Source organism: Ornithinimicrobium carbonis (genome assembly GCF_050703245.1).
Lineage (GTDB): Bacteria > Actinomycetota > Actinomycetes > Actinomycetales > Dermatophilaceae > Ornithinicoccus.
In genome coordinates, this window is record NZ_CP192647.1 from 3,282,766 (window position 1) to 3,296,990 (window position 14,225).

Consider the following 14,225-nt stretch of genomic DNA (forward strand, 5'->3'; position numbering starts at 1 on the left):
CTCAGAGCTCGGTGAGCCGGCCCTGGTCCAGGTGCCAGCGGCGGGTGGCCCGCACCTGCTCGAGCATCCGCCGGTCGTGCGTCACCAGCAGCAGGGTGCCGCCGAAGGAGTCCACCGCCTGCTCCAGCTGCTCGATCGCCGGCAGGTCCAGGTGGTTGGTCGGCTCGTCGAGCACCAGCAGGTTCACCCCGCGCGCCTGCAGGAGCGCCAGGGCCGCCCGGGTGCGCTCCCCCGGCGACAGCGAGGACGCCGGGCGGCGGGAGTGCTCGCCCCCGAGCCCGAACTTGGCCAGCAGCGTCCGCACGTCGGCCTCGGACCAGTCGGGCACGAGCCGGCCGAACGTGCGGGGCAGCAGGTCCGGCCCGTCGAAGAGCGACCGCGCCTGGTCGACCTCGCCGACCGCGACCGAGGCGCCCGGAGTGGCCCGCCCCGCGTCCGGCTCCACCCGACCCAGCAGCAGGGACAGCAGGGTGGTCTTGCCCGAGCCGTTCGCCCCGGTGACGACGATCCGGTCCCCCGCGTCGACCTGCGCCGTCACCGGACCGAGCGTGAACGGCCCGCGCCGCACCACGGCGGCGTCGAGGGTGGCCACCACGGCGCCGGAGCGCGCGGCGGGGGCGACCGACATCTGCAGCCGCCACTCCTTGCGCGGCTCCTCCACGACCTCCAGCCGCTCGATGGCCCGCTCGGACTGGCTCACCTTGGCGGCCTGCTTCTCCGAGCGCGACACCGCGCGGGCGACGAGGTTCTTGTCGTTGTCGCGGGCCTTCCGGCGGGCGTTGCGCACGCCCTTGTCGGTCCACTGCTTCTGCGTCTGCGCACGGTCCTTGAGCGCGCCGAGCGTGTCGGCGTACTCCTCGTAGTCATCCCGCGCCCGCCGCCGGGCCCGCTCCCGCTCGGCGAGGAAGGACTCGTAACCACCGTCGTAGACCGTCACCCGCTGCTGGGCCAGGTCCAGCTCGACGACGCCGGTGACGCAGCGCGCGAGGAACTCCCGGTCGTGGCTGACGACGACCATCGGTGCCCGCGACCCGCGCACCACCTGCTCGAGCCGCTCCAGCCCGGCCAGGTCCAGGTCGTTGGTCGGCTCGTCGAGCAGCACCACATCGTAGCGCTGCAGGAGCAGGGCGAGCAGCCCGACCCGGGCAGCCTCTCCCCCGGACAGGGTCGTCATCGGGGCGTCGAGGGGGACCCGCAGGCCCAGGTCGGCGGCCGCGGGCGGCACCCGGTCGTCCAGGTCACCACCCCCGAGCGCCAGCCACCGGTCGAGCGCCGCGGAGTAGGCGTCGGCCAGGCTCGGAGCGCCGCCGCGCGAGAGCGTGGGGTCCTGCACCGAGGCCATCGCCTCGGCGGCGGCCTCCATGGCGGCGGCCGCCCCGGCGACCCCGGTCCGACGGTGCAGGAAGGCCAGGACGTCCTCACCCGGCCGGCGCTCCGGCTCCTGGTCGAGATGGCCGACCGTGGCGTGCGGCGGGGACAGCACGGCCCGCCCGGTGGTCTCCGCGGTCCCCGGCCGGCCGGCCAGCGCCGCGAGCAGGGTCGACTTCCCGGCGCCGTTGGCCCCCACCAGTCCCCACACGTCGCCGGGGGCCACCGTCAGGGTCAGGTCGGCGAAGAGCTGCCGGGCGCCGTGGGCCGCCCCGAACCCCTGCACGTGCAGGGTGGCTGCCACGGCTCAGCCCCCGAGCCGGCGCATGGCGGTGGCCAGCAGGACGGGCTCGCCGACCAGGTCCGAGGCGTCCAGGTCGCACTCGGCCTCGACCACCCAGTCCTTGTCCCCGTCGGGGTCCAGCAGCGTCTGCACCACGCGCCACACCCGTCCTGGCCGACCGTCCGTGATCCCGGCGTGCTCCCCGGCCAGCGGCTCGACGAGCAGCATCTGCGGCCCGCGGGCGTCGGCGTCGAGGACGACGTGGTCGTGGTCGTCGTAGTACGCCTCCAGCGCGTCGTCCCAGGCGGCGCGGCTCAGAAGCGGCTCCACCGGCGGGTCCGGCAGCGCGGCCACCTGCGCCTCCAGGTCGCCGAGCGCCTCCCACGCATCGGCCGCGACGAGCTCGACCCGCCGCCACAGGGCGTTGCGCACCATCACCCGGAACGCCCGCTCGTTGCTCGTGATCGGCCGGCTCGGCGGTGTCGGGTCCCCGGAGGCCGCCCGGGCCGCCGCGGCGGCCACGGCCTCGGGGTCGGTGAGTGCCTCCCACTCCTCCAGGAGGGAGGAGTCGGTCTGGCGGATGGTCTCCCCCAGCCACTGCACGACGTCGTCGAGCTCGGGGGTGTATGCCGTCTCCGGCACCGTCTGGCGCAGCGTGCGGTAGGCGTCGGTGAGGTAGCGCAGGAGCACGCCCTCGCTGCGGGTGAGCTGGTAGAAGCCGACGAACTCGGTGAAGCTCATCGCCCGCTCCCACATGTCCCGCACGACCCCCTTGGGCGACAGGGCGTCCTCGCGCACCCACGGCTGGGTCTGCCGGTAGATCGCCAGGGTCCCCTCGAGCAGCTCGGCGAGCGGGCGCGGCCAGGTGACCTCCTCCAGCTCGGCCATCCGCTCGTCGTACTCCAGCCCGTCGGCCTTCATCCGGGCGACGGCCTCGCCGCGGGCCTTGTAGCGCTGGGCCACGAGGACCGGCATCGGGTCGTCGAGCACCGACTCCACGACCGAGAGCACGTCGAGGGCGTAGGTCGGGGACTCCCGGTCGAAGAGCTCGAGCGAGGCGAGGGCGAAGGGGGCGAGCGGCTGGTTGAGGGCGAAGTTCTCCTGCACCCCGGGGGCCAGGTCGACGGTCCGACCGTCGGCCCCCGGCGCCTCCCGGCGCACCAGCACGCCGCTGTCCAGCATGGAGCGGCCCAGGACGACGGCCTTGCGGGCCAGGCGGGCCTGGGCCCGCGGCTCCTCGTGGTTGTCCCGCAGCAGGGTCGCCAGGTTGCGCACCGGGTCCCCGGAGCGGGCGACGGTGTTGAGGATGACGGAGTGGTCGACCTTGAGCCGGGACCCCAGCGCCTCGGGCTGTCCGTCCACCAGCTTGGTGAAGGTCTCCTCGGTCCAGGACACCGAGCCCTCCGGGGGCTTCTTCTTCTGGATCTTGCGCTGCTTCTTGGGGTCGTCACCGGCCTTGGCCACCGCCCGGGCGTTCTCGACCACGTGCTCGGGCGCCTGCACCACGACATACCCGGCGGTGTCGAAGCCCGCGCGCCCGGCGCGCCCGGCGATCTGGTGGAACTCGCGGGTGCGCAGGATGCGCGACCGGGTGCCGTCGTACTTGGCCAGCCCGGTGAACAGCACCGTCCGGATCGGCACGTTGATCCCCACCCCCAGGGTGTCGGTGCCGCAGATGACCTTCAGCAGCCCGTCCTGGGCCAGCTGCTCCACGAGCCGGCGGTAGCGGGGCAGCATGCCCGCGTGGTGCACGCCGATGCCGTGCCGGACCAGCTTGGACAGGGTGCGCCCGAAGCCGGCGGTGAACCGGAACGCGCCGATGGCCTCGCGGACCGACTCCTTCTCCTCCTTGGTCAGCAGCTGGACCGACATCAGGGACTGGGCCCGCTCCAGCGCGTCCTTCTGGGTGAAGTGCACGACGTAGACGGGTGCCTTGCGCTCCTGGAGCAGGTCGGTGATCGTCTCCGGGACGTGCGTCATCGCCCAGCTGAAGTGCAGCGGCACCGGGCGGTCCACGCCGGTCACCAGGGCGGTCTCGCGGCCGGTGCGTCGCGTCAGGTCCTCGCTGATCCTGCTCATGTCGCCGAGCGTGCCCGACATGAGCAGGAACTGCGCGTGCGGCAGCGTCAGCAGGGGCACCTGCCAGGCCCAGCCCCGGTCCGGCTCGGCGTAGAAGTGGAACTCGTCCATGACGACCATGCCGACGTCGGCGCCCTCCCCCTCGCGCAGGGCGATGTTGGCCAGCACCTCGGCGGTGCAGACCACGACCGGGGCGTCCGCGTTGACCGAGGCGTCCCCGGTGAGCATGCCGACGTTCTCGGCGCCCAGGACGCGGCACAGGTCGAAGAACTTCTCGCTGACCAGCGCCTTGATCGGGGCCGTGTAGAAGGTGACCCGGTCGTCGGCCAGCGCCTGCAGCGCCGCGGCCGTGGCCACGAGCGACTTCCCGCTGCCGGTCGGCGTGGACAGGACGACGTTGGCCCCGCCGAGCAGGTGCAGGACGGCCTCCTCCTGGTGGGGGTAGAGCGGGGTGCCCCGCTCGGCGGCCCACGCCTCGAACACCTCGTAGGTGGCGTCCGGGTCGAACGGCCCGGAGGGCAGCCGGTCCACGAGGGTGGACGCGGCGGTGGTGGCCTCGGGGACGGAGGCCTCGGGGGCGGGGTCGGCAGTCATCCCTCCCATTGTCGGGCACGGGGCGTGCCCAAGGTCACACCAGATTACGACTAAATGTAGTAAAACAGGTCCCGGAAGGGCCTAGGCTGGTATTTCACTGAATGAAAGGCACCACACATGCGTACCAGCCGCACCATGGGGACCCTCCTCATGATCCTCGGACTCATCTTCATCATCGCCGGCGGAGCGACCTACGTCATGGTCAGCCAGGAGTTGAGCCGGGCCAACGTCACCGTGGCCGAGGACGCCGACTTCCTGGCCGGCGACCACGTCGACGGCCCCTTCTCGGCCTACTCCCAGGCGATGATCATCGACAAGCACGCCCTGGAGAGCACCGACGGCAAGACCTACGCCGAGCTCGAGCGCGAGGACCCCCTGCGCGACGTCGCGATGAACGCCTCGTTCCTGCGCGCCTCGCTGTTCACCTCGGTCGTCTCCTTCGGCGTCGCCCTGATGGCGATGGGTACCGGCCTGGCCATGATCCTCGGTGGTCTCGGCCTGCGTGCCGTCGGCTCCGAGGCCGCCCGCGCCGTCCGGCCCGCAGCCCGCAGCGAGGTCTGAGCAGACCCGCTCGCACCCGCACGCCCCGCAGGGACGTCGACCCCGTCGACGTCCCCGGCGGGGCGTCCTGCGTCCACGGGACGGACCGGCACCTGCGCACGACCCACCACCAGGGGGGACCTCCCAGCCTCGGTTGCCAGACTGGGCGGATGATCTCCGTGGACCTGGCCCGACGACTCCTCGACACCGGGATGGTCTGGTCCCCGCTGCCCGGGGACCGGTTCGCCGTGGACCGTCCCGGCGTGGCGCACGACGTCTTCCACCTGGCCGACATGACGGTCGAGGTCCACGAGTTCGTCGGCGGCAGCGTCATCGGGTTCAACGGCGTCGCCGAGTGGGCGCTGGACTCCGTCGCCCTCGAGGAGACGGTGTGGCTCCCGCGGGAGGACCAGCTGCGCGCCGTCCTCGGGCACGACTTCGTCGGCCTGGGCCTGACCAAGGAGGGGTATGCCGTGGTCGCGCTCCTCGACGGCGAGCCGCGGACCTTCGTCCACGAGGACGCCGAGGAGGCCTACGGCCTGGCGCTGCTGGAGGTGCTGCAGCGGCGCTGACCCGTGCCGGGGCGGTGCGCCGCGGCCGAGACCGCGGCGCCGGACGACCGGTGGCGGTCCCCCTCAGCGAACGGTGATCTGCGGGGCGTAGAGCGCCATCGCCGCCAGCGCCCGCTCGTGCGCCTCGTCGCTGGACCCCGCGCACGCCTGAGCGACGACCTCGACGGTGCACCCGGCGTCCGCGGCCGCCAGCGCGGTCGAGAGCACGCAGCAGTCGGTGGAGACCCCGCCCAGCACGAGGTGGGCCAGCTGCCCGGTGATCCCGGCCAGCGCCGGACCCCACTTGCCGAACGTGGGGGCGCTCACCAGGTGCTCGACCCCGAGCGCGGCCACCTCGGGCACGAGGTCGAAGATCGGGTCGTCGGCGGGCCGGTCGGCGAAGGCGAACTGCTCGAAGTAGGGCACCCACGAGCCCTGCTTGGTCACCGGCGGCACCCACCGGGTGACCACGGTCCGTCCGGCGTGCTCGGCGACCAGCCCGCGCAGCGGCTTCAGGGTCTCGGCGAAGCGGGGAGCCCCCCAGTCCGAGGCGGGGTCGGCGAAGATGCGCTGGGCGTCGACGACGACCAGCCACGGACCGTCCTGACCGGGGGCGGTGCTCACGGGGCGACCACCGGCTCCTCCACCCGGACCGGCCCGGCCTCCTGGCGGCGCACGGTGGCGCGGCGGGCGGCATACGTCACGAGGAAGCCCAGCGCCAGGGCGACGAGCACACCCACGTTGGCGAAGGCCCAGGTCCCCTCCTTGCCACCCAGGCCGAGCGGGCCGAGCAGGTAGCCCTGCCAGTTGTTCCACGAGGCGGCGTCGGCGAAGAGGTTGATCACCAGCCCCCAGCCGACGACCGAGGCGACGACCATCGTGCCGACCGAGGTCCAGTCCCAGGCGCCGTAGCGACCGGCCGCGTCGAACAGCGCGCGCTCGTCGTAGTCGCGGCGGCGCAGCGCGATGTCGGCCATGAGGATGCCGGCCCACGCGGCGAGCGGGACGCCGAGGGTGATGAGGAAGCTCTGGAACGGGGCCAGGAAGCTCTCCGCGAAGAAGACCACCCAGATCGTGCCGGCGGTGAGGATGAGCCCGTCGAGGCCCGCGGCGGCCGGGCGGGGGATGTTGACGCCCAGCGAGAGGAGCGTCAGCCCGGAGGAGTAGATGCCCAGGACCGCGCCGCTGACCAGCGCCAGGACCGCGGCGAGGAGGAAGGGCACGAGGAACCAGGTCGGCAGGATCGTCGCGAGCGTGCCGATGGGGTCGTTCGCGATCCCCTCCTCGAGGTCCGGCCTCGACCCGACGAGCAGCAGTCCGTAACCGACGAGCAGCACGACCGGAAGGGCACCGCCGAGGGTGTTCCAGAAGACGATCGAGGCGCCGGAGGCGGTCCGCTTCTGGTAGCGCGACCAGTCGGCGGCGATGTTGATCCACCCCAGGCCGAAGCCGGTCATCACCATCACGAGGGCACCGATGACGGACTCGGTCGACCCGCTCTCCCGCAGCGTCACGGTGGACATGTCGACGAGGTGGAAGGTCATCGCGATGTAGACGATCGTGATGGCCCCCGTGAGCCAGGTCAGGACCGACTGCAGCCGCATGATCGTGTGGTAGCCGGCGACGGAGGCGAGGACGATGAGAGCGGTGACGACCAGCGTCGCGATCACCTTGGTGGCGGTGCCGCTGGCCCAGCCGAGCTCGCGGAAGACCGTCGCGGTGGCCAGCACCGCCAGAATGGCCAGGAACGTCTCCCACCCGATCGAGACCAGCCAGGAGACCACGCCGGGCACCTTCTGTCCGTCGACGCCGAAGGCGGCCCGGGAGAGCACCATCGTCGGGGCGGAGCCACGCTTGCCGGCGATGGCGATGACCCCGCAGAAGAAGAACGACAGCACCACTCCCACGACGGCGACGACGACCGCCTGGGCGAAGGAGATCCCGAAACCGTAGACGAAGGCCGCGTAGCTCATGCCGAACACCGACACGTTGGCCGCGAACCACGGCCAGAACAGGTCCGACGGCTTGGCGGTGCGCTCGGCCTCGTCGATCACCTCGATGCCGTTGACCTCCACGAGCGAGCGCTCGGTGGTCGTGAGCGTGGAGGAGGGGTTCTCGGTCATGGGAGGACACTCTGGCACAGGGCCTGACACGGGTGGCCTGCAGGTCTAGGGTGCTCCTCGACCCACCGTCATCGCCCAGGGAGGCACCGATGACCAGGACCCGCCCCGTGTCCGCGCTGATCGCCGTCGTCGCCGCGGCCGCGATCGCGGTCGGTGCCACGCCGGACCCCGCCGCGCACGCGGCATACCCCACCTCGCCGGAGGCGGTCGTCCACCCGGCCGGACATGATCCGGAGCCCACGGCGGCGGAGCCCGGGGCGGACGCCGAGGTCGGTGCCGAGGGCCGGAGCATCGAGGAGGCCCTGGCGGGCGACCTGGGGCTGACGATGGAGCAGTTCGTCGAGGCGGGTGCGCTCGCCGAGCAGGCGGCCCCCCTCGTCGCCGACGCGGGCGGGCTGGCCGTGGGGGTGCTGCGCAGGGGCGAGGTCGTCGTCCGCGGCGGGAACGGGTCGATCGGGACGGACGGCTCGGGCACCGAGGAGGCCACCGCCTCCTTCGCCGACCTGGAGGAGCTGCGCGAGAGCTACCTGAGCCAGGTCGGGCCCGAGGGGCTGACCGGGCTGGCCTACACCGCCACCGGCTACGAGGTGCGCGTGATCGACCCCGACGAGGTGGTCGAGCGCGGCCGGACCGACGCGGTCGGCCCGCTCCTCTCCCCCACGCAGTGGGCCGCCCAGCACCCGGGCGTCGAGACCGTCGCCACGACCGGCCCCACCACCCCGGCTGCCACGGTGCGGGGCGGAGCCGGCGTGGAGTTCGGCTCGGTGATCTGCTCGTGGGGGTTCAACGGGTGGTACAACGGCGACGGACGCGGCATCTCCGCGGGGCACTGTCCCTACGCCGGGGGCGGCAGCGTCTCGATCGGCGGCAGCACGCTCGGCACCGTCGACTGGTGGCAGTTCGGGGCGCCGGGGTCGGCCTGGGAGAGCTGGGGAACGGACCTGGCCACCGTCGACGTGGTCGCCGGGCACAGCTATCCGGCCAGCGTGACCACCTACGCCTCGACGGTCACCGTGACCGGTCAGGCGGCACCGGTGGTGGGCATGCCGGTCTGCAAGAGCGGACGGCGCACCGGCTGGACCTGCACGCGGGTGCGCAGCGTCGGCTGGCAGTGGATCGGGGACGGCTCCGGCGACATCAACCGCCCCAAGCGCTGGGTGTGGTCCCTCTTCGCCGACACCCGGGTGGTCCCCGGCGACTCCGGCGGGCCGTGGGTCTCGGGCCACAAGGCGGTCGGCATCACCTCCTCCTACGACTCCTACGCCGACGGCTCCCCCTACGCGACCGCCTCCCTCGTCACCGACCTGGACGACTGGCGGCCCGGTGCCGAGGTGGCGTTCTGGCTGGGTCGGGCGAGCCTGCCCTCCGCCCGCTACGCGGACGCCCTCACCGGGCGGGCCCGGTGGAGCACGGGTCAGACGGTGTCGGGCCGGCTCACCCGGCAGTCCGGCGACTCGGTCGCGCCGGGGACGGTGATGGACGTGCGCGTCGACGGCTCCCTCGTCACCAGCCCTGCGGTCGCGGCCGACGGGGCCTTCTCCTTCACCTACCCCGGCAGCGACACCGCAGCGCACACGGTGACCCTGCGGGCGCGCAACGGCGACTCCCGCGGCAGCACCGTGACGATCACCGAGGACCCGGCCTCGGCCGGGCCGGCGGTCGTGCGGCACAGCGGTCCCAACCGCTACGCCACGGCGGCCGACGTCGCGCTCGACACCTTCGCCGCGGGCCGGCCCGTCGTCTACCTCCTCGCCTCGGGCCAGGCCTTCCCCGACGCTCTCTCCGGCGGTGCGCTCGCCGGCAAGCAGGGCGTGCCGGTGCTCCTGACCCGGGCGGACGGGCTGCCCAGCGTGACCGCGTCCGCCCTGCGGACGCTGGCGCCCGCCCGGGTGGTCGTCCTGGGCGGCACGGTCGCCGTGTCCGAGACCGTCGCCGACCAGGTGCGCGCGCTCGGGCTGCCGGTCGAGCGGATGGACGGCAAGGACCGGTATGCCGTGGCGGCCAGGGTGGCCTCGACCTACCCGGCCGACGTGCACACGGTGTTCGTGGCCAGCGGCGTGGCCTTCCCGGACGCCCTGTCGGCGGCCTCGCGGGCCGGCGCGACCGACTCGCCGGTGCTGCTGACCCGCCCCGACGGCCTGCCGGCCGACACGGCGGCGGCCATCGAGCGCCTCTCCCCCAGCCGGATCGTCCTGGTGGGCGGCCCCGCGGCGGTCGGCGCGCCCGTCGAGACCCAGCTGCGCGCTGGCGACCACCGTGGTGCGCATCGACGGCGCCAACCGGTACGAGGTGGCCGCCCGCCTGGCCAGGCTCTACCCGGTGACCGGCCCGTCAGCGTGGCTGGCCAGCGGCACCGACTTCCCGGACGCCCTGGCCGCCGCTCCCGCCGCGGCCGCGAAGGGGGTCCCGCTGGTCCTGACCCGGCCGGACGCCCTGACCTCGGCGGCCGCCGGTGCGCTGCTGCGCCTGGAGGCCCCCACGGTCCGCGTGGCCGGCGGGCCGGTCGCGGTGTCCTCGGCGACGACCGAGGCGGTGCGCTGGCTGGACTACCGCTGAGGGTGGGTGCGACCGGGTGCGGTCGGCCGGGTCAGGGACGGCGGCGGGGGCCCGGCAGGGCCGAGCCGCACGCGCACGGCATACCTCCGCCCGGCCTCTAGGATCGGACGATGGATGCACCCCACCGCAGCCGGGACGGCAGCGTCCACGTCACCGACGAGCGGTTCAACACGCTCTCGCACCTGGTGGGTGCCTGCCTGCCTGGCCGCGCTCGGCACGGCGCTGCTCGTGGTCCAGGCCTCGGCCGAAGGCGACCCGTGGAAGATCGTCTCGTTCAGCGTCTACGGCGCCTCTCTCATCACGCTTTTTGTCAGCAGCACCCTGCACCACGGGCTCGACCGGGGCCCCCGGTTCAACGAGATCCTGCGGACGCTGGACTACACGTCGGTCTTCGGGCTCATCGCCGGTACCGTCACCCCGCTCGTGCTCGTGCTCTTCCGCTCCCCGTTCGGCTGGGCGGTCCTGGGGACGGTGTGGGGGATCGCGGCGCTCGGGATCGTCGTGCGCTCGGTCTGGCGCCAGCTGCCCAAGTCGGTCACCAACACGCTCTACATCGCCCTCGGCTGGATCCCCACCGTGCTGCTGGCCGAGGGGACGACCCTGCCGTTCGGGGCGCTGGCGCTGATGGCGGTGGGCGGGCTGGTCTACAGCGTCGGCTTCGTGGTCTTCGTCGTGGAGCGGCCCAACCCCTGGCCCGGGGTGTTCGGCTTCCACGAGCTGTGGCACCTGCTGGTGATGATCGCCGCGTTCCTGCACTTCCTGCTGATGTACGTCTACGTGCTCCCGGCCTGAGCGCCGTTGCACCAGCCGGAACCCGCCGGGACCGCCGGCCCGTCGGAACGGATCCGGCCGGGCGCATCCAGCGACGGGCGGCACGGGCTCTAGACTGCACAGGTCCCGACGCCTGCGCGGTGGGCGGCGGTGTCGGGCGCGAGGGCCTCTAGCTCAATGGTTAGAGCTGCGGACTTTTAATCCGTAGGTTGTGGGTTCGAGTCCCACGGGGCCCACTGTGTTTCTGCAGGTCAGGGCCCTGACGCGGCCGGGAGCTCGGTTACGGGCCCACTTTGGCATGGTGTCCTTGGCCACCGTCAGGCCACCGGACCCCAGTCCGATCCGTGCGTCGCCGGCTCACCGGGGCGGGCATCGTGACTGGTCACGCATGGAACGGTCCATGACGGACCTACGGATTGTGCGGCGACGCTTCGGCGGCTGGCTGGGCCGGGTCGGTGAACCAACAGGTATGCCTGTGCCCACGGGCCGGTGCGTCTGGGCGAACCCCGATCCTCGCGCTTCCCGACGGTCAGCCTGATCAAGACTTATAGTTGAGGGAATCTATAAGGGCGTATCTTCTGAGCGCGGAGGAGCGATCGTGCAGCCCAGTCCCTACACGCCAGGTGTGACCGCTCGCGAGATCCCCGGGCGGGAGACGCAGCTCACCGACATCACAGGCCTGCTGGGTCGGGTCGCCCTCGAGGGGCGCTTCGCCGGTCGGGTGCGCGTGGACGTCGGTCCGCGTGGTGTGGGAAAGACCAGCCTGCTGCGGCGTGCCCAACGTACGGCGCACGACCTCGGCCTGGCGTCGGTGTTCGTGACGGCCGGCAACGGCATCCTGACAGCGGTGATCGCCGATGAGGTTCACCAGCTCACCCGTGCCTGGGGACACGGCGACGTGCTGACCGAGCGGGTCAGCCAGGTCAAGGTCTCGGCCGGTGTCCCCGGGGTCGGTCACCTCGAACTCACGGGTGGGCAACGCCCAGCACCCGAACCCGAAGCCACGCGCGCGTTCCGTGGGCTCATCGCCCACACCGCCCAGGCCGCGCGATCGGACGCCGACCACAAGGGAATCCTCGTGCTCATCGACGAGCTCCAGGCAGCCGACCCCGACTCCCTGCGCACGATCGCCTACGCCTGGCAGGAGCTGCAGGCCTCCGACAGCCCCGTTCCGGCTGCGCTCCTGGCCGCTGGTCTGTCCCACACCCCTGATGTCGTCACCCGCGCCGTCACTCACGCCGAGCGCTTCCAGTACCGTCCGATGCGCGATCTCGAACCGCACGAGACCCGCGAGGCTCTGACCGCGCCCAGCGCGGCCCTAGGAGTCTCCTGGGCCACCGACGCCCTGACAGCCGTCGTCGAACGCGCCCAGGGGTATCCCTACTTCGTCCAGGTCTACGGGGACGAGGCATGGCACGCCGCCGGCAACCCCGACGCCGGCGGCCAACTCACCCTCGACGACGTCAACGCCGCCCAGGAACGTGTCGAGGTCGACCTGACCGAGCTGTACCGCACCCGCTGGGCCAAAGCCACCGCCCGCGAACGCGACATCCTCACCGCCATGGCCAACCACCCCGAAGGCCCCGTCCCACGCGGCGCCATCGCCGAAGAGATTCGTGTACACACGACTGCCCTGTCCATGGCCCGACAGTCACTGCTCGACAAGGGCATCCTGGACGCACCCGCCCACGGAATGCTCCAGTTCACCGTCCCAGGCTTCGGCGCCTACGTCAGGTCCCTCACGACTAACTGAGGATCCACAACGCCGCCCAAGCGCACCGGATGCGGCATGTTCGGACACTACGCTCGCCATCGGTCTGCGGCAAAGTCGGATGACCTGACAGCGCCTGCGCTGGATGAAGGCCGAGTCGGTGCTCACTGCTAGACAAGGCGGCATGAAGTCGCGCGCGCGCCCAAGTCTGAACTTCGTTGAAGAGGGTCCTCGGGATGGTCTGTCCGTCTTGGCGATCCACGGGTGGAGTCCTGACCACCGCCTGATGGTGGGCTGTTGCGAGCCCGTCTTCGCGGCCCGTGAAGGGTCGTACCGCCGGCTATATCCCGACCTTCCCGGGATGGGGCAATCTGAAGCTGTGGGCGTTGACTCGTCGGACGACGTGCTCCAAAGCGTGGAAGCGTTCATCGACGAGCACATCGGTAGTGAGCCGTTCCTCCTCCTTGGCGAGTCCTACGGTGGCTATGTCGCTCGCGCTCTCGCGGCGCATCGGGCTTACCAGGTACGGGGAATGGTGCTGATCTGCCCCATGGGCTCCGCAGTTGAGAACGCAGACCGCAGGGTGCCCGAGCATCAGGTGCTGGTTTCGGAGATTGACCTCGCGCCCGACGCACCCTTCGCGGAGATTGCAGTGGTGCAGACCCAGGAGACTTTCGACCGCACGCAGCGTGAAGTCGTAGCGGGCCTCATGTGCGCAGACGCGACGGCGCTGGAGCGCATCCGCACTCGGTGGGCGTTGACCCGCGATCCGGAGAGTGGTCCGCCGTTCGATTGGCCCACGGTCATCGTCACTGGTCGCCAAGACTCGTCTACCGGCTACCTCGACGTGTGGGACCTCATCGAGCACTACCCTCGAGCCACCTTTGCCGTGCTCGACGCTGCGGGACACAACGCGCAGATCGAGCGACCGGAGGCCTTCAACACCCTCGTACACGACTGGCTCGATCGCGTGGAGCACGAGATAACGAGACGCAGCTGCCCCCGGACCGCACTCACCGGTACTCGGACGCCGGCATGCAACAGCGGCAAAGTAGTGCGTCGTCAGACCGACACCCAGCAGTAGACGGAGCCTCCCCGTGCCCGCGCGTCTCGTGCCAGAGCGGACAGGTCCAGCAGGAGTGACTCGAGCTGTTCGGGATCTCCGGCACCCATGAACTCCTCGGTCCCTGACCACGGAACCGCGCTATAGCACCGAGTCGCTCCCGTGTTGCCTTTGCTAGCGCATCTACCAATCCGTCCGTCAAGGTGAGAACCAGTCGTTCACCGTCATGGCGAACAGCGAGGGCATGGCCAGAGCGTGCGTCTTGCGCAATCTCCGCATACGGCCTCCCGGTTAACAACTCCTCGAGAGTTCCGCCCTTGACTACAGGGTCGATGCCGGTGTCCGCGACAGTTTGAAAAGTCGGCTGATGTCCGTGATCGTCGACGCGCTGCCGACGAGAGAAGATCCCTGTACGCTTTGCCGGCGCTGACTCCGCCGGCTGTCCAGGACCCCCCGGGCGGTGGACCGCCAGCGCGGCCTCGGCGTCACTTGACGCGGCGAAGTAGTCGAAGAGCACAGCCACCTGAGCACTCTAGCCAGCGACGTGGAGGCGCCGTGTTCAACTCAGCCCGGCCAGCGGCAAAGG

At 71.8% G+C, this 14,225-nt stretch carries 10 protein-coding genes and 1 tRNA gene; 7 read left to right on the forward strand and 4 right to left on the reverse strand.

Annotation, left to right across the window (positions count from 1 at the left end; all coding sequences use genetic code 11):
• Nucleotide 1: 1 nt before the first annotated feature.
• Nucleotides 2-1,672, reverse strand: a complete 1,671-nt coding sequence (locus ACQ95T_RS16490) for an ABC-F family ATP-binding cassette domain-containing protein (protein ID WP_425943293.1) — start codon at nucleotides 1,670-1,672, stop codon at nucleotides 2-4.
• A 3-nt stretch (nucleotides 1,673-1,675) separates the two neighbouring features.
• The gene (locus ACQ95T_RS16495) at nucleotides 1,676-4,324 is read right to left on the reverse strand and encodes a DEAD/DEAH box helicase (protein ID WP_425943294.1); all 2,649 of its coding nucleotides are present in this window, start codon (nucleotides 4,322-4,324) and stop codon (nucleotides 1,676-1,678) included.
• Between the two features lie 117 nt (nucleotides 4,325-4,441).
• Here ACQ95T_RS16495 and ACQ95T_RS16500 point away from each other — a divergent pair, with 117 nt between their 5' ends.
• Both ACQ95T_RS16500 and ACQ95T_RS16505 read left to right on the forward strand, forming a co-directional pair.
• Complete coding sequence (locus ACQ95T_RS16500; RefSeq protein WP_425943295.1) at nucleotides 4,442-4,885, forward strand: aromatic ring-opening dioxygenase LigA; 444 nt, start codon at nucleotides 4,442-4,444, stop codon at nucleotides 4,883-4,885.
• 149 nt (nucleotides 4,886-5,034) lie between these two features.
• Nucleotides 5,035-5,436: a pilus assembly protein CpaE gene (locus ACQ95T_RS16505; protein WP_425943296.1), complete on the forward strand. Its 402-nt coding sequence runs from the start codon at nucleotides 5,035-5,037 to the stop codon at nucleotides 5,434-5,436.
• Nucleotides 5,437-5,499: 63 nt separating this feature from the next.
• Here ACQ95T_RS16505 and ACQ95T_RS16510 read toward each other — a convergent pair whose 3' ends face one another.
• Together ACQ95T_RS16510 and ACQ95T_RS16515 are read right to left on the reverse strand one after the other, a co-directional pair.
• Entirely contained in the window at nucleotides 5,500-6,039 is a 540-nt protein-coding gene (locus ACQ95T_RS16510; protein ID WP_425943297.1) for a cysteine hydrolase family protein, read from the reverse strand.
• The gene (locus ACQ95T_RS16515) at nucleotides 6,036-7,538 is read right to left on the reverse strand and encodes a purine-cytosine permease family protein (RefSeq protein WP_425943298.1); all 1,503 of its coding nucleotides are present in this window, start codon (nucleotides 7,536-7,538) and stop codon (nucleotides 6,036-6,038) included. The genes ACQ95T_RS16510 and ACQ95T_RS16515 overlap by 4 nt, the downstream gene beginning before the upstream one ends.
• 89 nt (nucleotides 7,539-7,627) lie before the next feature.
• Between ACQ95T_RS16515 and ACQ95T_RS16520 the strand changes: the two genes are divergently transcribed.
• The 5 genes from ACQ95T_RS16520 to ACQ95T_RS16540 all read left to right on the forward strand — a co-directional run bounded on the left by ACQ95T_RS16520 (nucleotide 7,628) and on the right by ACQ95T_RS16540 (nucleotide 13,660).
• Entirely contained in the window at nucleotides 7,628-10,195 is a 2,568-nt protein-coding gene (locus ACQ95T_RS16520) for a cell wall-binding repeat-containing protein (protein WP_431473119.1), read from the forward strand.
• A gap of 88 nt (nucleotides 10,196-10,283) precedes the next feature.
• The gene (gene trhA / locus ACQ95T_RS16525; RefSeq protein WP_431473120.1) at nucleotides 10,284-10,886 is read left to right on the forward strand and encodes a PAQR family membrane homeostasis protein TrhA; all 603 of its coding nucleotides are present in this window, start codon (nucleotides 10,284-10,286) and stop codon (nucleotides 10,884-10,886) included.
• 142 nt (nucleotides 10,887-11,028) lie between these two features.
• A tRNA-Lys gene (locus tag ACQ95T_RS16530) sits at nucleotides 11,029-11,101 on the forward strand.
• Nucleotides 11,102-11,490: 389 nt separating this feature from the next.
• Nucleotides 11,491-12,618, forward strand: a complete 1,128-nt coding sequence (locus tag ACQ95T_RS16535; protein ID WP_431473121.1) for an ATP-binding protein — start codon at nucleotides 11,491-11,493, stop codon at nucleotides 12,616-12,618.
• Nucleotides 12,619-12,862: 244 nt separating this feature from the next.
• The gene (locus tag ACQ95T_RS16540; protein ID WP_431473848.1) at nucleotides 12,863-13,660 is read left to right on the forward strand and encodes an alpha/beta fold hydrolase; all 798 of its coding nucleotides are present in this window, start codon (nucleotides 12,863-12,865) and stop codon (nucleotides 13,658-13,660) included.
• The last annotated feature ends 565 nt before the right edge of the window (nucleotides 13,661-14,225 follow it).